This window comes from Amycolatopsis sp. Poz14, from assembly GCF_006704225.1.
Classification (GTDB): Bacteria; Actinomycetota; Actinomycetes; order Mycobacteriales; family Pseudonocardiaceae; genus Amycolatopsis; species Amycolatopsis nivea.
On record NZ_JACLHD010000002.1, the window covers coordinates 550294 to 570120 of the forward strand.

General features: G+C 69.9%; 16 protein-coding genes. 4 read left to right on the forward strand and 12 right to left on the reverse strand.

Translation table 11 applies throughout. The features are described 5' to 3' along the window. Nucleotide 1 precedes the first annotated feature (1 nt). A complete protein-coding gene (gene glmS / locus FKO37_RS46345; protein ID WP_037816238.1) occupies nt 2-1864 on the reverse strand; it encodes a glutamine--fructose-6-phosphate transaminase (isomerizing) in 1863 nt (620 codons plus the stop codon). A gap of 194 nt (nt 1865-2058) precedes the next feature. Between glmS and FKO37_RS46350 the strand changes: the two genes are divergently transcribed. Continuing rightward, nucleotides 2059-2895, forward strand: coding sequence for a dienelactone hydrolase family protein (locus tag FKO37_RS46350; RefSeq protein ID WP_037816239.1), 837 nt, complete (start codon nt 2059-2061; stop codon nt 2893-2895). Here FKO37_RS46350 and FKO37_RS46355 read toward each other — a convergent pair whose 3' ends face one another. From FKO37_RS46355 to rplM, 6 genes are all read right to left on the reverse strand, one after another. After that, the gene (locus FKO37_RS46355; protein WP_238608633.1) at nt 2896-5334 is read right to left on the reverse strand and encodes a WXG100 family type VII secretion target; all 2439 of its coding nucleotides are present in this window, start codon (nt 5332-5334) and stop codon (nt 2896-2898) included. 2 nt (nt 5335-5336) lie between these two features. Then, nucleotides 5337-5654 carry a hypothetical protein gene (locus FKO37_RS46360; RefSeq protein WP_037816240.1) on the reverse strand — a complete coding sequence of 106 codons (318 nt, stop codon included), beginning with the start codon at nt 5652-5654 and terminating at the stop codon, nt 5337-5339. Nucleotides 5655-5681: 27 nt separating this feature from the next. Beyond that, on the reverse strand, nt 5682-6128 hold the full coding sequence (locus FKO37_RS46365) for a hypothetical protein (RefSeq protein WP_037816241.1): 447 nt from the start codon (nt 6126-6128) through the stop codon (nt 5682-5684). Between the two features lie 79 nt (nt 6129-6207). Beyond that, nucleotides 6208-7545 (reverse strand): phosphoglucosamine mutase, encoded by a 1338-nt coding sequence (gene glmM, locus FKO37_RS46370; RefSeq protein ID WP_037816242.1) that lies wholly within the window; start codon nt 7543-7545, stop codon nt 6208-6210. A gap of 206 nt (nt 7546-7751) precedes the next feature. After that, nucleotides 7752-8240, reverse strand: a complete 489-nt coding sequence (rpsI, locus tag FKO37_RS46375; protein ID WP_037816243.1) for a 30S ribosomal protein S9 — start codon at nt 8238-8240, stop codon at nt 7752-7754. Nucleotides 8241-8251: 11 nt separating this feature from the next. Then, a complete protein-coding gene (rplM, locus tag FKO37_RS46380) occupies nt 8252-8704 on the reverse strand; it encodes a 50S ribosomal protein L13 (protein ID WP_009072361.1) in 453 nt (150 codons plus the stop codon). Between the two features lie 309 nt (nt 8705-9013). Between rplM and FKO37_RS46385 the strand changes: the two genes are divergently transcribed. Together FKO37_RS46385 and FKO37_RS46390 are read left to right on the forward strand one after the other, a co-directional pair. Next, a complete protein-coding gene (locus FKO37_RS46385) occupies nt 9014-9862 on the forward strand; it encodes a hypothetical protein (protein ID WP_093572674.1) in 849 nt (282 codons plus the stop codon). A gap of 40 nt (nt 9863-9902) precedes the next feature. Beyond that, the gene (locus FKO37_RS46390; RefSeq protein ID WP_238608634.1) at nt 9903-10550 is read left to right on the forward strand and encodes a DUF4333 domain-containing protein; all 648 of its coding nucleotides are present in this window, start codon (nt 9903-9905) and stop codon (nt 10548-10550) included. Nucleotides 10551-10713: 163 nt separating this feature from the next. On the opposite strand, the gene FKO37_RS46395 is transcribed toward FKO37_RS46390, so the two are convergent. The 5 genes from FKO37_RS46395 to FKO37_RS46415 form a co-directional block, all read right to left on the reverse strand. Continuing rightward, nucleotides 10714-11004: a WXG100 family type VII secretion target gene (locus FKO37_RS46395; protein ID WP_037816245.1), complete on the reverse strand. Its 291-nt coding sequence runs from the start codon at nt 11002-11004 to the stop codon at nt 10714-10716. 64 nt (nt 11005-11068) lie between these two features. Beyond that, nucleotides 11069-11392, reverse strand: a complete 324-nt coding sequence (locus FKO37_RS46400; RefSeq protein ID WP_009072357.1) for a WXG100 family type VII secretion target — start codon at nt 11390-11392, stop codon at nt 11069-11071. A gap of 241 nt (nt 11393-11633) precedes the next feature. Next, on the reverse strand, nt 11634-11993 hold the full coding sequence (locus FKO37_RS46405) for a hypothetical protein (RefSeq protein ID WP_037816246.1): 360 nt from the start codon (nt 11991-11993) through the stop codon (nt 11634-11636). Nucleotides 11994-12003: 10 nt separating this feature from the next. Next, nucleotides 12004-14034 (reverse strand): type VII secretion-associated protein, encoded by a 2031-nt coding sequence (locus FKO37_RS46410; protein WP_238608635.1) that lies wholly within the window; start codon nt 14032-14034, stop codon nt 12004-12006. 40 nt (nt 14035-14074) lie between these two features. Beyond that, complete coding sequence (locus tag FKO37_RS46415) at nt 14075-18091, reverse strand: type VII secretion protein EccC (protein ID WP_037816248.1); 4017 nt, start codon at nt 18089-18091, stop codon at nt 14075-14077. Nucleotides 18092-18419: 328 nt separating this feature from the next. Between FKO37_RS46415 and eccD the strand changes: the two genes are divergently transcribed. Then, nucleotides 18420-19820: a type VII secretion integral membrane protein EccD gene (gene eccD, locus FKO37_RS46420; RefSeq protein ID WP_037816249.1), complete on the forward strand. Its 1401-nt coding sequence runs from the start codon at nt 18420-18422 to the stop codon at nt 19818-19820. Nucleotides 19821-19827 lie beyond the last annotated feature (7 nt).

Below are 19827 nucleotides of genomic sequence, written 5' to 3' on the forward strand. Positions count from 1 at the left end.
CCTACTCCACGGTGACGGACTTCGCCAGGTTACGCGGCTTGTCGATGTCGTACCCGCGCGAACTCGCGATCTCCGCGGCCAGCACCTGCAGCGGCACGGTGGAAACCAGCGGCTGCAGCAGCGTCGGCACCGCGGGTACCTCGATGAGTTCGTCGGCGAACGGGCGCACGGTCTCGTCGCCCTCCTCGGCGATCACGATCGTGCGCGCGCCCCGCGCCTGGATCTCGCTGATGTTCGACACCAGCTTCGAGTGCAGCACCGCGCGGCCCTTCGGCGACGGCATCACGACGACGACCGGAAGGCCCTCCTCGATCAGCGCGATCGGACCGTGCTTCAGCTCGCCCGCCGCGAAACCCTCCGCGTGCATGTACGCGAGTTCCTTCAGCTTCAGCGCGCCTTCCAGCGCCACCGGGAACCCGACGTGGCGGCCGAGGAACAGCACCGCGCGCGAGTCGGAGATCCGCCGCGCGATCTCGCGGGTCGGCTCCACAGTGGACAGCACCTTCTGCACCGCGGCCGGCATCGCTTCCAGCTCGGCGAACTCGCGGGCGACCTCGTCCGGGTACTTCGTGCCGCGCGCCTGCGCCAGCGCGAGGCCGACGAGGTAGTTCGCGGCGATCTGCGCGAGGAACGCCTTGGTCGACGCGACCCCGATCTCCGGCCCGGCGTGCGTGTACAGCACGGCGTCGGACTCGCGCGGGATCTGCGCGCCGTTGGTGTTGCAGACCGCCAGCACGCGGGCCTTCTGCTCGCGCGCGTGCCGCACGGCTTCGAGGGTGTCCGCGGTCTCGCCGGACTGGGAGACGGCGACGACGAGCGTGTCGCGGTCGAGAACCGGGTCGCGGTAGCGGAACTCCGAGGCCAGCTCCACCTCGACCGGCAGCCGGCACCAGTGCTCGATGGCGTACTTCGCGACGAGCCCGGAGTGATACGCCGAACCGCAGGCGATGACGAAGACCTTGTCGACGTCGCGCAGGTCCTGGTCGGAAATGCGCTGCTCGTCGAGGATGATCCGGCCGGCCTCGAAGTGCCCGCGCAGCGTGTTCGCCAGCGCCTCCGGCTGCTCCTCGATCTCCTTGAGCATGAAGTACTCGTGGCCGCCCTTCTCGGCGGCCGACAGGTCCCAGTCGACGGTGAACGGCTTGGCCTGCGCGGCGTCGCCGTGGAAGTCGGTGACCTGGTAGCCGTCGCGGGTGATGACGACCAGCTGGTCCTGCCCCAGTTCGACGGCCTCGCGGGTGTGCTCGATGAACGCCGCGACGTCGGACGCGACGAAGTGCTCGCCCTCGCCGACCCCGACCACCAGCGGCGACGACCGGCGCGCGGCGACGATCGTGTCCGGCTCGTCCGCGTGCGTCACGACGAGGGTGAACGCGCCCTCCAGCCGGCGGCACACCGCGGCGACACTGGCCGGCAGGTCACCCTTGGTGTCGCCCTCCGCGTAGGCGAGGGAAACCAGGTGCGCGGCGGTTTCGGTGTCGGTGTCGCTGGCCATCTCGATGCCCGCGGCCTCGAGCTCGGCGCGCAACGCGGCGAAATTCTCGATGATCCCGTTGTGCACCACCGCGACGCGACCGGTGGTGTCCCGGTGCGGATGCGAGTTGCGGTCGATCGGAGCGCCGTGCGTGGCCCAGCGGGTGTGGCCCATGCCCGCGGTGCCCTCGAACGCGTCGCGGCCGACCTCGTCGAGCCGGGCCTCCAGGTTGGCCAGCCGGCCGGCCTTGCGCTCGACGGTCAGCGCGCCGGCGCCGTCCAGCACCGCCACGCCCGCCGAGTCGTAGCCCCGGTATTCCATGCGGCGGAGCCCACCGAGCACGACGTCCAGAGCCGGGCGGTGTCCGACGTATCCCACGATTCCACACACGCGAACTAGCGTAACGAGACAAGTCCAGTCCCCTACTCCGGTCCCTAGAGCGGGGTTTTCAGTGCCGCTGAGCTGGGCGGGCGACGTCCCGGACAACCGTTGACCGGGTCTTCGCGCAGCGTGGCGGCCGACCCCTAAACCGATCGGGGTGGCGCACCGGGCCGGGGAGGGGCACGGGCAGTAAGGTCACGCGCATGGCCAGCAAGCCCAAGCAGCTGCTCACGGAGCTGTCCCACCCGGGACCCCACGAGGTTGTGCGCGGCAACCTCGCCCTGGTCGGACTGCCCGGCGTCGTGTTCACCCCGCGCCAAGGCCTTGGCCTGCCCGCCATCGCGTTCGGGCACGGCTGGATGCAGCCGACCACCCGCTACCGGCAACTCCTGCACCACCTCGCGAGCTGGGGCGTGGTCGCCGCGGCCCCCGCGACCCAGCTCGGCCCGCTCCCGTCGCACCGCCTGCTGGCCGGCGACCTGCTGACGACGCTCGACGTCGTCACCACGGTCCGCCTCGGCCCGGACGGCATCAGCGTCGACCCGGAGAAACTCGGCCTGGCAGGCCACTCCACCGGCGGCGGCTCGGCAGTGCTGGCAGCCGCCCAGTCCGCCGGAGCAGGCGACGACGCCCGCCCGAAGGTCCGCGCAGTGGCGACGGTAGCCGCGGCACAGACCTTCCCGCCCGCGACGGACGCCGCGAAGCTGATCAGCGCCCCCGGCCTGCACCTGGCCGTGGACGGCGACCTGGTCGCCCCGGCAGTCGGCCACGCAGACGCGATCGCCCAGGCGTGGGCCGGTCCGGTGCAACTGCGGACGCTGGCGAAGTCATCCCACCTCGCGGTGACCGAGGGTCGGCACTGGAGCCAACTGCTGCTGCAAGGCAAACCGCAGCGGGCGACTCAGCAGCTGACGAAGGCGCTGTTCACTGCGTTCTTTCTCACGCATTTGACCGGGACGGACAAGTACCTGCCGCTGCTGGACGCGGATGTGAAGCGGGCGCCGATCGAGGCTCCGGAGGACGAGGAACCGGCTGCCTGATCAGCGCCGCCCCTCGTCCTCTTCGGCAAGCGATCCGCTGATCCGGCTGCCGCCCGGCGCGGTGCCGAACAGGCCGCCGTCGACCCGGTAACCGCTGGTCCCGCGTTCCTGGTCGCCGGAGTTGCCCTGTCCGCCGCCGCCCATCATCGGGCTGCCCATCATGCCCATCGACTGGCCCTGCTGCTGGTCGGTGGTGGTCGGCGCGGTGCCCAGTTCAGCCGGGTGCCCCGGGTCGTCCTGCTGCCAGCCGGCCGGAACCGCCGAATCCCCGAGACCCGGATCGGCCGGGACGTGCCCCAGCCCGGGGTCGCTGCTGAACGGGTCCAGCACCGACTGCGCCGTGGTGGACTCGTCCGGGCCGCTCGCCGCCGGCGTTCCGTAGGCCGGGGTCGCGTCCGCCTGCGCGGCGACGGGCTCGGCGTGGTGCCGTCCAGGCTGCTCGCCAGCGGTTTGACCGGGCCCGTCGGCGGCCGCCGGTTGCGCGGTTGCCTGGTCGTACGCACTCGCCGCATGTCCCTGCGCCGCGCCAGCTTGCGCGGTTGCCTGGCCGTACGCACTCGCCGCGTGCCCCTGCGCCGCGGCAGCCTGCGCTGGCTGGCCATGGTCGCCTGCGACCTGCTGCCCGGTCTGGGCGGCATCCGCGACGACATGCCGACCGTCGCGAACCTGGTCCACGGGCAGCTCATTCGGGTTCGCCGCAGGGCTTCCGGCACCGCCGCCGTGCTGCTGAGCGGTCACGCCGTCGACCGGTCGTCCGGTCGACGGGTCGATCTTTCCGTGGTCGTCGAGGGTGTACTTCGTCGGCTCGCCAGATCCGTCGTCCACCGTCACCACGGTCGGACCGTCCGGCCCGCTCGGACGCTCGGCGGTGATCTTGAGGTTGCCGTCCTCGATGTGGATCTTTCCGTCCGGGCCTGGACGGTGCACCTGGTTCGGGTCCGTCGTCGGCGCGGTGCCGTCCGGCTGCTTGTGAATCGGGCCGCCCGGGGCGTCGGGTGTCTTGTCCGCAGGGTTCTGGCCGTCGTGGGCGGGCTGCGCAGAACCGTCGTGTGGGCGGGCAGCCGGGTCTCCCTGCGCCGCCTCAGCGGCCGTTCCCGGTGCCTTGTCGCCGAAATCGAGCTGGTACGCCTTGTCGTGCCCGGCCCCGTCGCCGATCGAGACCGCCATCTTCCCGTGGTCGTCCGGCTCGGACATGGTGATCTTGTGATCGCCGTGCTGGACCGTCACGGTCTCCGGCGCTTCGTGCTCGGTCTTGACCGCTTCCCCGGTCCGCGGATCGATCGGATACGGCTGCCCGGTCTCCGGATCCACCTCGAGCGGTTTGTGCGTGACCGGATTCTGGTTCGGATCCGGCTGCGCGGGCGGGGTCTGCGGCTGAACCTGCGGCGGCACGGTGGCCTCCTGCGGCTTCGTGTCGCCCCCGCCGCCGGACGAGCGCGGCTTGGTGTCCCCGCCTCCGCCGTCGTTCCGGCCGGACGATCCCTTGTCGTGCCCGCCGCTGCCGCTGTCGGCGCCAAGTTGCAGGCGGCCGAACGGATCGGTCGGCACGTTCAGGCCGTCGGAAAATGCGCGCAGCCCGTTCGTCGCGGCGGTGTGAGCGTTGCGGATGTACTGCCGGAAGCAATCCATCGCGTCCGAGTATTGCTGGCAGTACTCGTCCATCTGACGGCAGAACATGTCGGACCACTTGGAGTCGTTACCGGTGTCCAGATCCACCGACATACTCCGGAGATCCTGCGCGTTGATCGGGCCAGTGCCACTTGCGCTTTTGGCGACCTCCGAACGGGCTGGCGCGATGCGCCCCCATTTGATCGCGTCGTCGAGCCGATCCATGAACATCAGCAGCCCGTCGGTGTCCTCGGGCTTGTGCGCGTCCAGGAACTTCTTGGGCGCCTGTCCGCCGTTTTCGGGCACCTGTCCCAAATCGACGATCGGCTTGCGGACCGTCTGCCACAGCTGCTGCAGCAGTTGGCTGAAACCGTTGACCGTGCCTAGGTATTCGCCGGAGGCCTTGCTGAAATCGTCCAGCTTCTCGGCGGCGGAATCGGCGGCCTTGCCCTGCCACGCGGCCGTCAGGCCTTGTTTGACCTGAGCCGTGTCGTCCTGCGCGGCCTTCGCCGCTTTGCCGACGTTCGCCGCGCGGCCTTGCGCACCCCAGAGGTAGCCGAAGCCGAACCCGCCGAGTTCGTTCAGCATCCGGTTTTCTTCGTCGCCTTGGCCGTACGGCGGGGCGAACCGCAGCCCGAGGTTCCGCGACGGATGCTGCATCCACCGCGTGTACGGCTGCACGAGTTTGCCGGTCATCTTCTCCCGGAAACCGGCGAGCGGCTTGAGAATGTTGTCGGACGTGTCGTCGAGATGGACGTCCGCGGGAGGCTGCAGCGGGGCGATGATCGTGTCGCCGAGACGACCAGTGCCCTGGTCCGCCGGAGGAGTCACAGTCAGGCTCCCTTACCGGCGTTCGTGACGCCCCAGGCGTTTTCTTGCTCGTTCTCGCTGTGCAGCGTCACCGAGGTGTTGAGCCGCTCCGCGAAACCGCCGAGGAAAGTACTGCCCTTCGCGGCGGAGTCGCCGAGCGCCTGCATCTTCGCGACGTAGGCTCCGGCCGCCTCGGACAGACCGGGGATTTTCCCGAAATGCCCCGGCGCCAGCTGGGACTGCGCGGTGTAAGTCTTGATCTCTTTGAACGAGGTGCTCATCGTGGAGACGTCGTTCGCCACCTTTTTGACCTGGTCCGGCTCAATGTGGAATTTCGCCATCGTCGCCCTCTCCCCTCGCGCCCGCGGCTACTCTGCGTCAATCCAGTTGGTGGCCGAGAAGTCGTCGTCCTCCCATGCCCGGTGCCGGGCCGCCGAAGCAGGCGGAGGAGACGCCGGCGGCGGCGCTGCCGGCGCGACCGGTTCGGTGTCGTCCTCGACCCGGAACATCGCGGCGGCCGCGTTGTCCTCGGCGACCTGTTTGGCAACCCGCTGGGCTTTCCGTTCCGCCAGTTCCGACGCAGCCTGGTCTTCCCCGGTTCCCTCGGCGGCGGCAGCGGCGATCGCGGCCTCGCGGTCGGCTTGCGACTGGGCGTCCTGAGCGCGGTGGTCCTCGACCAGCTTCGCGAACGCGGCCTGCCTGGTCTCGTCGTCGGCGATCGCCCGCTCGTGGTCGGCGCTGTACTGTGCGCGAACCTCCTCCATCGCCGCCAGGCTTCTGGCGAAATGCGGAGGCACCTCACTCTGGTTGTACATCGCCCCTCCCCGGTCAGTCCCGCATTGCGGAATGTACCTGCCGGATCACTGGTGGCGCAGAGTATTCACCATATTTCGGTCAGGAGACCGCGGACACGACCCCAGCCAGCCGGTCCGCCGCGGCCTGGGCCGTGGCGTGAGCCGGGGCTTCGACCATGACCCGCACCAGCTGTTCGGTTCCCGACGGGCGCAGCAGAACCCGTCCCTCCTCGCCGAGTTCCGCTTCCACCTCGCCGACCGCGTCGCGGACTTCAGCGGATCCAGCCACTGCCGCTTTGTCCGCGACCGGGACGTTGACCAGGACCTGCGGCAGCCGGTTCATCACCGCGGCCAGTTCGGCGAGCGGTTTGCCCGTCGCGGCCATCCGGGCCATCAGGCGCATCGCGGTCAGGAGGCCGTCGCCGGTGGTGGCGTGGGCGGGGAGGACCACGTGGCCGGACTGTTCGCCGCCGAGGGCCAGGCCCGAGGCGCGCAGTTCCTCCAGCACGTAGCGGTCACCCACCGCGGTCGTGACGACTGTGATGCCGTGTGCCTTCATCGCCAGGTGCAGGCCGAGGTTGCTCATCACGGTCGCGACCAGGGTGTCCTTCACCAGCGCGCCCTCTTCGGCCAGCGCCAGCGCCAGGACGGCCATGATCTGGTCGCCGTCCACCAGTTCGCCCGCGGCGTCGACGGCCACGCAGCGATCGGCGTCTCCGTCGTGGCCGATGCCGAGGTCGGCGCCGTGTTCGACGACTGCCGCGCGCAGCAGGTCAGGGTGGTTTGAGCCACAGCTGTCGTTGATGTTGATGCCGTCCGGCTCCGCGTGCAGGGCCACGACCTCGGCGCCTGCCCGGCGGTACGCCTCCGGGGCGGCCGCGGACGACGCGCCGTTCGCGCAGTCCACCACGACCTTCAGGCCGGCCAGCGGATGCGGCGTCGCGGCGACCAGGTGCTCGATGTACTTGTCGAGCGCGTCCGGGACGTCGGTGACGCGGCCGACCCCGTCGCCGGTCGGGCGGGTGACGCCGGTCGCGTCGAGGCCGGATTCGATCTCGTCCTCGATGCTGTCCGGCAGTTTGTGCCCGCCGGCGGCGAAGAGCTTGATGCCGTTGTCCGGCATGGGGTTGTGCGAGGCGGAGATCATCACGCCGAGGTCCGCCTCCAGCGCACCGACGAGGTACGCGACGGCGGGCGTCGGCAGCACGCCGAGCCGCAGGACGTCCGCACCGGCCGACGCGAGGCCCGCCACCACGGCGGCCTCCAGCATCTCGCCGCTGGCGCGCGGGTCGCGGCCGACCACGGCCACCGGACGGTGCGAACGGTCGTGCGCCGCCAGCACTCGGGCGGCGCTCGCCGCGACCGACAGGGCCAGCTCCGGGGACAGGTCGGCATTGGCCAGACCGCGTACCCCGTCGGTGCCGAACAGTCGAGCCATCTCGACCTCCTTGTCCCTTGATTCACCGGCCTCGGGGCGCGCCGGGCCTCGACAAACCTAGCGCCGGACCCGGCAGGGGTGATCCCCTGCCCTACCCCAAGACAGTCGTGCCGGCGGCGGAAAACGCATCAACCAGCCCGGAAAACGCCGGAAGCGCCCATCCGATGGACGGATGGGCGCTTCCGGGGTTGCGCCAGGCGCGAAAATCAGCGCTTGGAGTACTGCGGGGCCTTGCGGGCCTTCTTGAGGCCGTACTTCTTCCGCTCCGTGGCGCGCGCGTCACGGGTCAGGAAGCCGGCCTTCTTCAGGGCCGGGCGGTCGTCGGCGTCGACCTCGACCAGCGCACGGGCGATGGCGAGACGCAGCGCGCCCGCCTGGCCCGAGATCCCGCCGCCCTTGAGGTTGGCGAAGATGTCGAAGGAGTCCGGCTTCTCGACGGTGACGAGCGGCTCCTTGATGAGCTGCTGGTGCACCTTGTTCGGGAAGTACTGCTCGAGCGACTTGCCGTTGAGCTTGAACTCACCGGTACCCGGCACGACGCGGACGCGGACCACGGCCTCCTTGCGGCGGCCGACCGTCTGCGCGTTGCCACCGGCGGCACGCGACGGGCGCGGGGCGGCGGCGGACTCGCTGGTCGCCACAGCCTCGGCGGGGGTCTCGGTCGAAGCGACGACCTCGGTCTCGGTGCTGGTCAACTGTTCCTCACTCACTGCGCGACCTGCGCGATCTTGGTGATCTCGCGCGCCTGCGGCTGCTGCGCGGCGTGCGGGTGCTGCGGGCCGGCGTACACCTTCAGCTTCTTGGCCATGGCGCGGCCGAGCTTGTTCTTCGGCAGCATGCCCTTGACCACCTTCTCAACGAGGTGCTCAGGCTTGGTGTCGAGCAGCTCGCCGAAGGAGCGCTTCCGCAGACCGCCGGGGTAACCGCTGTGCCGGTACGCGAACTTCTGCTCGCGCTTGTTACCGGTGAGAGCGACCTTCTCGGCGTTGACGATGATGACGAAGTCACCGGTGTCCACGTGCGGGGCGTAGGTCGGCTTGTGCTTGCCGCGCAGCAGCGTGGCGACCTCGGTCGCGAGCCGTCCGAGCACGACATCCTCGGCGTCGATCACGTGCCAGGCACGAGTGACGTCGCCGGGCTTGGGGCTGTACGTGGGCAAGGGTCTACCTCGTCGTCATTGCGTGTGGGTAATGTGCGGGCCGAGCGCTGACGCGCCGCAACGCACAACGACATATGAAGATACCCCTGTGGTCCCGCCTCTTGTGCAGCGGGGGTGCGAAGGCGCCTCGTCGGCCGGTCACAGCGTACCCGACCGGTTCCCGGAACCACCACGCCGCCGCGCGGGTCGAACCAGGATGAGACGATTCCGACGCGCGGACGCGCGAGCACGACGAGCACCTGGGGACAGCAGTTGAAGACACGAGCGAGGACGATCCGAGCCGCACGGACAGCGGGAGCCGTCGCCGCCGTGCTGGCTCTCGCGACCGCGTGCGGGCAGGCCCGCGCCGGCACCGCGCTGCCCGACGGCGACCAGGCCGCCGCGTACGTCGGCGCGAAGTTCGAGAAGGCCATGTCGAAGCTCGCGGACACGATCGTCGAGCCGCGCAATGTGACCAACTCCGCGGACCGGTACTTCAAGTTCGACGACAAGTACCTGCACAACATCGTCACCTCCGCGCGCACCGGCAGCCCGGAGAGCCGCATCGTGCACAACCGGTCGCAGAAGAACCCCAACGAGTTCCTCGACTCGTTCACCCCGGCCGACGGCGCCGTCGAGTACCTCTACCTCGGCCCGGCGTACAAAACGCTCGCGCCCACGCCGTGGGTGTCGATGCCCAAGCCGGAGGCCGGGCTCGTCCAGCCGTGCGCGTGGGGCGGGGTGCAGATCGCGTGCAAGATGGGCGACGCGGTCGACAGCGCGTACAAGGCGGACAAGAAAGCGCTGCGCGGCGCCAAGAGCTCCGCGGACGGCACCGAGCAGCTGACCGTGAACGTGCCGTTCCCGATCTTCCTCGACCGGCGCGTCGAACTGCTCCCGGACAAGGTGCTCAACCAGGTCGGGCCGGAACTGCGCAAGGCAGTCGTGCCGAGCACGATCACGCTCAAGCCGGACGGCTCGCTCGCCGCGTTCACCATGGGAGCCAAGTTCGAGGGCGACGGGCACAAGGTCGAACTGCGCTACGAGTTCAAGTTCACCGGAGAGGCCACCTCCTCGGACCTGCCGACGGTGCCGGACGCCTCGCAGGTCACCGTCCTCGCGGACGACGCGGCCAAACAGGACTTCTACCGCAGGCTCGGCGAACTGCAGGGTCGCTGATGCGCGCCCTTCCGCCGATCGATCTCCGAGGTGAGCACTGATGACCCAGCCTCCCGACCAGTACCCGCAGGGGCAGCCGCAATGGTGGCAGCCGGGGACGAACGCGCCGCAGCAGCCGGGTTATCCGTCCGGAGTGGACAGTTCGGGCCAGCAAGGGCAGTGGGCACAACCTCCGGCGCAGCAACAGTTTCCGCAGGGGCAGTACCCGCCGGCGCAGTATCCGCAGCACGGTTATCCGGCCCAGCCCTACGGTCAGCCGCAGAGCCAGCCGACCCCGGCGCAGCAGCCGTCGGGAGGAAACCCTTACGGCGGCGGGTTCCAGCCATCCGAATACGGCGGGCTCGGCGCGTTTTCCTCTGCCAAGCCGGGAAAACCGCGGTCGAAGAAACCGTTCCTGATCGCCGGAGCGGTCGTTGTGGTGCTCGCCGCGGCGGGCGGGATCGCGTGGGCGACCGGAGTGTTCCGCGGGGACACCCTTGACCAGAAGTCGTTGCAGGAAGGCGTTTCCCGAGTTCTCAACGAGAGCTACGGCGAGCCGGACGTGAAGAACGTCGCTTGTCCCTCCGGCCAGACGATCGAGAACGGCACCACTTTCGACTGCACAGTGCAGGTCGGCGGACAGCCGAAGAAGGTCACCGTGCGCGTGCTCAACGACAAGCCAGAATATTCCGTCGGCGCTCCGCACTGAGCCGGCGACAGCGGGAGTTCCGGAACCGGAGCTTTCAGCCGGGGCAGCGCACTCGGCGGCGGGCAGAATATTCCATCGCCCCCCGGCGAAAGCCTTTCCCGAAAACGAAAACGGCGGGCCGACACCCGAAGGTGCCTGGCCCGCCGTGGTTTCGGAGCTTGGCTCAGAACAGGTTCTGCACCGAGCGGTCCGTCGCCGTGTAGCCGTCCGCGATCTGCGGCAGCACAGCGGCGATCTGCGCGAGAAGCTGACCGAACTCCTCGAACTTCTGGTTCCACTCGTTCTGGGCCTGGTGGTACTGGTCCTTCGCTTCACCGGTCCAGCTGTTGGTCAGCGGAGCGAGGTCGCTCTGCAGGTTGTCGAAGAGGGTGCGCAGCTCGCCACCGGTGGCGGTGCAGTCCTCAGCGGCGCGGTGGATGGTACCCGGATCAACAACAATGCGGCCGTCAGGCATGTCGAACTCCTGTCAGAAGAAAGAATGAAAGATGGAGGCGAATCTGGAACGGAAAAGAACTGGATCAGCCGAGAACGCCGAAGCCCTTGTTGAGCGAGTTGATGTGCTCGTGCTGAGCCGCTTCGCTCTTGGCGTAGGTGGATCCCGCTTCCTGGAGCAGCTCACCGATGCGGTGCAGCGCGTCGTTCAGGCCGCGACCGCAGTCGTCAAAGCGGCGCATGACGTTGTCGAAGGCACGCTGGGCGTCGCCTTCCCAGCCCGCGCGGGTCGCTTCGATGTTGGAGCGCAGGTCGCTCAGGTTCTTGTTCATCCGGCTGGTCGCGTCGACGACGCGCCCTTCCGCCGCGGTGAATTCCTTCGGATCCCCAGTGAAACCGCCAGCAGCCATGGGAGCTACCCCCTTCGTCAGTGGTTGTGCGCGCCGGCTGGTGTTTCCGGCACTGCACCTACGACGAAGACATTGCCAGTTCGGTTCACACTTGTCGCGACTTCTTCGCAAGTAGTTGCTTGCGTGAACGCGCCATCAGGGAACCGGTCGGCAACGGCCGGGTGAACGGCGTGCCGGCGACCCCGAAAAAACCTTGTCCACCAGCGTGGTTAGCACACGCACAGCCGGTTCCCGGAAACTTTCAGGAGTCCCGGCTCATGATTCGCGACTGCGAAAAGTCCTCGTCCTCTTCACTCGTCCGTGTCTGTTCGGGCGGAATCTCCGGACGAAGGGGAACCGGCTCGGGCGCGACGGGCTCGGCCGGCATCGGCAATCCGCGGGCCGCGCGGAACCGGCGGGCGGCCCCGCGCAACGCGGACGGCGCGGGTTCCGCGGCGCCGGAAAGCCGCCGCCTGCCGAACTCCTTCAGCAATTCCCGGTTCTCATTGCGGTGCCGTTCGCTGCGCGCGAGCGCGGTGCCCGCGACGCGGCGCGAGAAGGTGACGGCGTCCTGTCCGGCTCGGGTGAAGGCCGCCGGCGCGGATTCCGGTTCGGAGGCCACAGATGCTCCTTCAGCTGGTGATCTTCAGCGTGCGCACCACTTGCTCGCACGCGGCGTCGACGCGCTGCTGCACCGCGGGTGATTGGTACTGGCAGCCGACGTGCACGCGGATCCGGCCCTGCACGAGCACATACCAGCGGACGGTAATCCGTTCCGGTTTGCTCTCGACGTAGCCGATCACGTTCCGGCCACCGTAAGTCAGATCAGGCTGGAACGCAGTGTAGTTCGCGTTTCCGCTGACCCCGGACCGCAAGGCGTCGACGAGTTTCTGCCGGTCGGCCGTCGCGTCGTAGTCCATCACGAACTCCTGCGCGAGCACGAGATCGTTGCCCTTGGCGGCGTCCTGCGGGTGCAGGATGACCTGCCGGTCGGCGACCTCGTCGGTGGTCTGGATCCAGTCGTTGGGCGCGACGAGGCTGAAGTCGTACTGGGAGAACGAACGGCCTTGATCGGAGCTGTCTCCGCTGCTGACGAAGTAGACGACTCCGCCCGCGATCAGCGCCACGACCGCCACCGCCGCGGTGATCAACCACAGCCGACGGCGTTTCTTCGCCTTTCCGCCGGAGTCGCCCGCGGCGTCCGCGCCGGGAGCGGCGAACCCGCCGTTCGCGGAACTGTTCTGTCCCAACGAGTTCTTGCCCGGTCCAGTCTGCAATGGACTCGGACCGGCGGGTGCCGCGACGCCGAACGGCGCGCTTTGCGGCCCCCTGGCCGCATCGGCGGGCGAGAACCCGCGCGGCGGCAACGGCTGCGCCGGAGCGCTCCGCGGCGCGTTCAGTGCGTTCGGTGCCGGCGGCGGACCACGGCGGATCGGCGCGTCTCCCCGGACGATCTCGGTGCGGTGCTCGGAGTGCCCCGGGATCGACGAACCGGGCAGCACGCCGGTGCGGTCCGGTTCCAGCAGCACGGCCCGGAGCGCGCCGCGTGCCACGACCGTCTCGGGCTGGTCCAGACTCGTCGGCACCACGCCGGTGCGCTCGTGCACGAGCCGGGAGATCATCGGGATCCGGCTCGAACCGCCGACGAGGAAGATCGCCGCGAGCTGTTTGGGGCGCAGGCCGGAATCCGCGATCGCGGCACTCGTCAGCTCGACCACCCGGCCGAGCGGAGCCGCGATCAGCCGTTCCAGGTCCACCCGCGTCACGTGCGCGTCCGCGAACGGCGGCGGCAACGGCACATCGGTGTACGTGTGCCGCGACAGCGTTTCTTTGGCACCGCGGACGTCCTGGCGCAGCACCCGGCGCCGCCGGCGCTCAGCCAGCTCGCGGCCTTCGACGAGTTGCTGCCAAGCCTGCGGATCCGTGCCGGACACCAGCGACCCGACGTGCTCCAGCAACGCCTGGTCGATGTCCGCCCCGCCGAAGCTCGGGTCGCCTCGCGTGGCCAGCACCTGGAACCCGCCCCGCTGCGGCGGCGCACCCGGCACGCGGGCCGCGCGCGCTGCCTCCGGCGACCGCTGGACGACGCTGACGTCGACCGTGCCGCCGCCGAGATCGAGCACCGCCAGCGCGTCGCCAGGACGGCCGGAGAACTCGACCGTCCGGCCGCCCGGCGAAGCCTCCGGGGCGAAGGTGGCCGCGTGGTACACCGCCGCGGCCACCGGTTCCGGCACCAGCGCCACCTCGCGCGCCAGCCTGCCCGCGGCCTGGCGCAGCAGCCGGGTGCGGATCGCGCCCCAGTCCGCCGGGTGGGTGAGCACCAGCAGGTCCACCTCGACGTCGCCCGCGACGCGCCGCGCCTCGGCGACCGCCCGGTCCAGCACCGCGTGCACGACGTCGATGACCCGCAGCACCGAATCGCCGAGCAGCAGATCGCCCTCGTCGATCCGCCGCTTCGGATTCGGCTCGTACCGCGACGGGTCGACGGCCGCCTGCCGCTCGGCCTCCTGGCCGACGAACAGGGTGCCGTCGGACGCCGCGTACACCGCCGAGGACATCAGCGGCTGCCCGTCGATCACCACGACCTGCGGCTCGCGGCCGTTGACCGACACGACGACGCAGGTGCTCGAGGTCCCGAAGTCGACCGCGACCCGCACCGTCACCGGGCACCCCTTCCGTCAACCGCGACGGCTCCCCGGTCGGTCAGTCGGGCTGGATCCACGACACCTGCACGAGCTGCTTCCCGTTCTTGCGGCTCAGCATGTTGCCCCGGCCCGGAGGCATGGCGCTCGGCCGGATGTTGCCGATCAGGTTGCCCTCGTCGCGGGAACCGTTCATCACCATGCCGGTGGCCGCGAGCTCCTTGAGCTTGCCGATGACCGGGTCGTACGCCGCCCGCGACGCACCACCGGTGCGCCGGACCACGATCAAGTGCAGGCCGACGTCCTTCGCCTGGGCGAGGAACTCCGACAGCGGCTTGAGCGGGTTGGTGGACTGCGTCGCCACCAGGTCGTAGTCGTCGACCAGGACGAACAGCTCCGGGCCGGTCCACCAGGACCGGGTCTTCAGCTGCTCCTGGGTGACGTCCGGACCCGGCAGCCGCCGCGTCATCGACCCGTGCACGTCCTGGACCATGCTGTCCAGCTGCGCCGACGAAACGGCGTAGCCGAGCAGCGAATCGCCCTCGAGGAACCCGAGCATCGTGCGCCGGTAGTCGACCAGCAGGATCACGGCCTCCTGCGGCGTGTAGCGCTCGGTGATGCCGCGCGCGATCTGCCGCAGCAGGTTCGTCTTGCCGGACTCGCCGTCGGCGAACGCGAAGAAGTGCGGGTCCGCGTCGAAGTCCAGGTAGATCGGCTGCAGGTCTTCCTCGTTGACGCCGATCGGGACGAGCTTCGTGTCCCGCTTCTGGTCGATCCGCAGGACCTCTTCGTAGGTGATCATCTCCGGCAGCAGGCGCACCTGCGGAGCCACCCGGCCGCGCCACGCGCCGCGGATCTTCGCGACCGCGTCCGCGACGCCCGCCGCGACCGTCTCCGGGTCGCTCGACCCGTCGATCCGCGGCAGGCCGGTGAGCAGGTGCAGCTTGTCGCGGGTGAGCCCGCGTCCCGGCCGCCCGGCCGGGACGTTGACCGCGATCCGGCGGTCCATTTCGGACTCCGTCGGGTCACCGAGGCGCAGCTCGAACCGGGTGCCGAGCATGTCCTTGATCGCGGGCCGGAGGTCGGCCCACCGGTTCGCCGAGATGATCACGTGGACGCCGTAGGCGAGACCCTGCGTGGCCAGCCGGGTGATCGACGTCTCGAGCTCCTCGAAGTCGTCGCGCAGCGCCCGCCAGTTGTCCACGATCAGGAACGCGTCGCCGAACGCGTCCTGCTCCGGCGTGATCTCGCCGCGGCGCTTCCGGTTGCGGAACTCCGTCATCGAGTCGACGCCCAGCGCGCCGAACCGGCCTTCGCGCTCGGTCAGCAGCGTGGTCAGCTCGGCCACGATCCGGCGCGCCTTGTCCGGCTCGCGCCGGGCCACCGCGACCCCGCCGACGTGCGGAAGGTCCGCGAGGCCGGCGAGGGTGCCGCCACCGAGGTCGAGGCAGTAGAACTGCGCTTCCTCGGGGGTGTGGGTGAGCGCCATCGACATGATCAGCGTCCGGAGCATGGTCGACTTGCCCGACTGCGGGCCGCCCGCGATGACGCCATGGCCCTGCGCACCGGAGAAGTCCGCCCACAGCAGGTCGCGCCGCTGCTCGTACGGCCGGTCGACGATGCCCATCGGCACCTGCAGCCTGCCGTTGCCGAAGAACCCGACCGGGGAAAGACCGCGGTCGTCGGTGGGGTTGAGGTTCGGCAGCATCGTGTCGAGCGAGTTCGGCTCGTTCAACGGCGGCAGCCACACCTCGTGCGCCGGCGGGCCCTGTCCGACCAGGCGGCTGACGATGACGTCCAGTTCGCTGGGCTCGACGGCCTCTTCGGACTCCTGCTGTTTCGGAGCCTCTTCCTCGACGACCGGTTCCGGCTCGGGTTCCTTCGGCAGTTCCACGAAGTCCGGCACGAACAGCTGCGGCCGCTTGTCCGCGCGCACCACCGTCGCGGCCGGGCCGGCCGCCTTGATGCCCGCGGGCCGGTACGGACCCGAGACGTAGGAAGCCTTGAACCGCACCAGGGTCGAGGTGTCGTACTTCAGGTAACCGCCACCGGGGACCGACGGCAGTTCGAACGCGTCCGGCACGCCGATCGCCGCGCGGGATTCCGCCGCGGAGAACGTCTTCAAACCGATCCGGTAGGACAGGTGCGAGTCGAGACCGCGCAGCTTGCCCTCTTCCAGCCGCTGCGACGCGAGAAGCATGTGCATCTGCAGCGACCGGCCCAGCCGGCCGATGGCGACGAACAGGTCGATGAAGTCCGGCTTCGCCGCCAGCAGTTCGGAGAACTCGTCACAGACGATGAACAGCGCGGGCAGCGGGTCGAGGTCGGCGCCGTTCTCGCGGGCCTTCTCGTACTCCCAGACGTTCTTGAAGTTGCCGCCGTTCTTCAGCGCTTCCTGGCGGCGGTTCATCTCGCCCGCCAGCGCGTCCTTCATGCGGTCGACCAGCGTGACCTCGTCCGCGAGGTTGGTGATGACCGCGGACACGTGCGGGGCCTTGTCCAGGCCGAGGAACGTCGCGCCACCCTTGAAGTCGACGAGGACGAAGTTCAGCGTGCTCGACGAGTGCGTGGCGAGCATGCCCAGCACCAGGGTGCGAAGGAACTCCGACTTACCGGAACCCGTCGCACCGATGCACAGGCCGTGCGGGCCCATGCCCTCGGCCGCGGCTTCCTTGATGTCCAGTTCCACCGGCTGGCCGTACTCGCCGACGCCGAACGGGACGCGGTAGCGGTCGCGGATCGGCCGGGGCCGCCACGCCTGCTGGACGTCGAACGTCATCGGGTCGCCCGGGATGCCGAGCAGTTCCAGCAGCGAAGGGTTGGACAGCAGCGGTTCTTCCTCGCTGACGTCCGCTCCGCCGCCCCCGCCGACGCGGTACGGCGCGATGAGCCGGGCCAGCGCCTCGACCTCGACCACGCTGAGGCTGTCCGGGCGGCCGAACCACTCGACCCCGCCCGCGCTGCGCGCGCCGAGCCGCTCCTCCTCGACCACGAGCCGCAGGCCGCGCCGCGCGGCGAGGTTGCCGATCGAGTCGGAAAGGTCGACCAGGGTGACGCCGACCAGGCCCTCCTCGAGGATGATCTGCTCCTCGCGGGTGACCTCGGCGTCGTCGATGATGATCACGACGTGCGGCTGGTCCGGAGCGGGCGTCGCGTTGCGGGAGAACCGCTGCCGGTCGCGCAGCTCCTCGTCCAGCCAGTCTTCGATCTGCTTGAGCGAGCCCGCCATCATGCGCAGCTGGCCGATGCCGTCGGACAGCGTGGGGTGCTGGGCGTGCGGAAGCCACTTCGCCCACTCCCACTCTTCCTTCGCCCGGCCCGCGGTGGCGACCGCGATCATGACGTCGTCCGGGCTGTGGAAAGCGACCAGCTGGGCCAGCATCGCGCGGGTCAGCGCGCGGGTGCGGTGCCGCTCGCCCTGCATGCTGACCGCCGCGAACCCGCGGAGGGTGATCTGGGTGGGCAGGTCCGGCACGATCGAGTGCGCGCGCACGAACCGGCGCAGCGCGAGGGTGGCGATCGGCTCCAGTTCGTCCACCGGGCCGGTCTGGGGCGGGACCAGCCGGGTGGCGAGGCGGTGCGAGCTCCGGCCGACGCGCAGGTGCAGGAAGTCCTGGTCGTTCTGCCTGCGCTCCCACATCCGGCGGCTGGCCGCGAGCGACCACAGCGACTGCGGGTCCGGGTGCACCCATTCGAGCGCGGCGCGCTGGTCGACCATCGCCTCGCGGGCGCGGTCGCGCATCTGGCCGAGATACCGCAGGTAGTCCTTGCGGTCCTCGTCCATCTCGGCTTTCTTCTGGCCGCCGCCCTTGCCGCCGCCGCCCGCGAGCATGCCGACGGTGCCCATCAGCATCATGCCGCTCATCATGATCGTGGTCGGGTTTTTCGCGCCGCCCGCCGTGAACATGAAAACCATCATCCCGAGCGACGCGAAGATCATCACGCCGGGAATCGCCTTGGCGACGATGCTTCCCGGGATCGTCCGGGGCACCTCGGGCGGCGGCTCGAGATGCACCTCGCCGCCGGGCGGGCGCGGCGCGGCCAGCCGCGGCGACTTCTTGAACTGCAGCGTGCTCATCTCGAAGGACCCCTCTATTCCTGCTCGACGCCTGCACCCGGGTGCGCGGGACAACCTATCGAACGTCGCCCCGGAAATCCGGCCAACTCCAGGATCGGCATCTCACACCCCCTCCTCGGGCCCCGGCGGGACCCGTCCTCCCAGTGCGCCCGAGTGTAAGGACCACCACCGACAGTTATCGGACCAGGCGGACGAACCCGCTGGTCGGTATGGCCCAACCAGGCCTGGACGGGTACTTTCGCCGATGATTTGCGGAGACGCGCTGAAACCTGTCACCAGGTTCGGTATAAGTTCCCCCGGGAGCTGACTCTTCAGAGCGGGGGATCTAGTGGCAACGGGCACGACGGTATTCAGCAGGGTCACGGTGGTCGCACCGACGACACGCATCGACGTCGCGCTTCCGGCCGACGTGGCGGTGGCCGACCTGCTGCCCATGCTTCTGGAGATGGCCAAGGAGGTCACTCCGGACGGCGGGGCCCGGCACGGCGGCTGGGCGCTGGCCAAGCTCGGCGACGCCCCGCTCGACCCGAGCCGGACGCTCGCGTCCCTCGGCGTGGTCGACGGCGAGCTGCTGCAGCTGCGCAAGCGCAACGAGAACCCGCCGCCGCCGATGTACGACGACGTGGTCGACGCCATCGCGGAGGCCGACCCGGACACCTTCCGTCCGTGGACCAAGGAAACCGCGCGCCGGTTCGGCCACACCGCGGGCGGGCTCGCCCTGTTCTTCTCCGCGCTGGCCCTGTTCTTCAGCGGTTCCCTCTACGGCGGTTCCGCGCTCGGCCCGGCGATCGCGGGCGGACTCGGCGCGATCGCCTGCGTCGCGATCGGCGCCACGCTCACCAAGGCCTACCAGGCCGAGGCCACCGGCGTGCTGATCGCCTCCGCGGGCGGCCTCCCGCTGGCCTTCGTGAGCGGGTTCTACATCGTGCCCGGCCTGTCGGTCCGGGCGAACCTGCTGCTCGGCGCGGTGCTGGTGCTGATCGTCTCGGCGGTCTGCATCCTCGTCGTCGGCGCGGGCATCCGGGTCTTCATCGCCACCGCCACCGCGGGCGTGTTCGGCGCGCTCGCCTTCCTCGTCGCGACCCTCGTGACCAGCGCCGACACCGCGGCGGTCGCGGCGGGCACGGTCGCCGTCGCGCTGGGCTGCATCTCGTTCCTGCCGCGCGCCACCATCTGGCTCGCCAAGCTGCCGCTGCCGTACGTGCCGAGCACCGCCGAGGAACTCAAGGAAGACTCCGGCTTCCCGGACTACAAGGCGATCGAGCAGCGCACCGCGGTCGCGCACGACTACATGACCGGCCTGATGATCGGCTGCGGCGCGACCACGGCCGTCGCGGCGGTCCTCGCGGCCACCGCGCCGAACGCCTTCGGCATCATCCTCGGCATCATCGCCACGCTGGTCCTGCTGCTGCGCGCCCGCGCCTACGCCAACGGCGCGCAGGCCATCGCGCTGCTCACCACCGGCATGGTCGCCGCGGCGGGCATCCTGCTCGGCTGGCTGTTCTTCTCCGCCACCGCGGAGCAGCGGCTGCTGTACGTCTTCGGCGCGCTGATCCTGATCGCCGCGGCCGCTCTCGTGGTCGGCGTGATCTTCCCGGACCAGCGCTTCTCGCCGCCGCTGCGGCGCACCGTGGAAATCATCGAGGCGATCTGCATCGCCGTGGTGCTGCCGCTCGCCCTCGGCGTGATGGACCTCTACTCGACGCTGCGCCACCTCAACCTCAAGTGAGCCGCGC

Coding starts and splice junctions, on each gene's coding strand:
- FKO37_RS46415 (WP_037816248.1), bottom strand. CDS start 18,091: ATGAGCACGCTGCAGTTCAAGAAGTCGCCGCGGCTGGCCGCGCCGCGC.
- FKO37_RS46395 (WP_037816245.1), bottom strand. CDS start 11,004: ATGCCTGACGGCCGCATTGTTGTTGATCCGGGTACCATCCACCGCGCC.
- FKO37_RS46360 (WP_037816240.1), bottom strand. CDS start 5,654: ATGGCGAAATTCCACATTGAGCCGGACCAGGTCAAAAAGGTGGCGAAC.
- FKO37_RS46365 (WP_037816241.1), bottom strand. CDS start 6,128: ATGTACAACCAGAGTGAGGTGCCTCCGCATTTCGCCAGAAGCCTGGCG.
- FKO37_RS46390 (WP_238608634.1), top strand. CDS start 9,903: ATGACCCAGCCTCCCGACCAGTACCCGCAGGGGCAGCCGCAATGGTGG.
- FKO37_RS46350 (WP_037816239.1), top strand. CDS start 2,059: ATGGCCAGCAAGCCCAAGCAGCTGCTCACGGAGCTGTCCCACCCGGGA.
- glmM (WP_037816242.1), bottom strand. CDS start 7,545: ATGGCTCGACTGTTCGGCACCGACGGGGTACGCGGTCTGGCCAATGCC.
- FKO37_RS46400 (WP_009072357.1), bottom strand. CDS start 11,392: ATGGCTGCTGGCGGTTTCACTGGGGATCCGAAGGAATTCACCGCGGCG.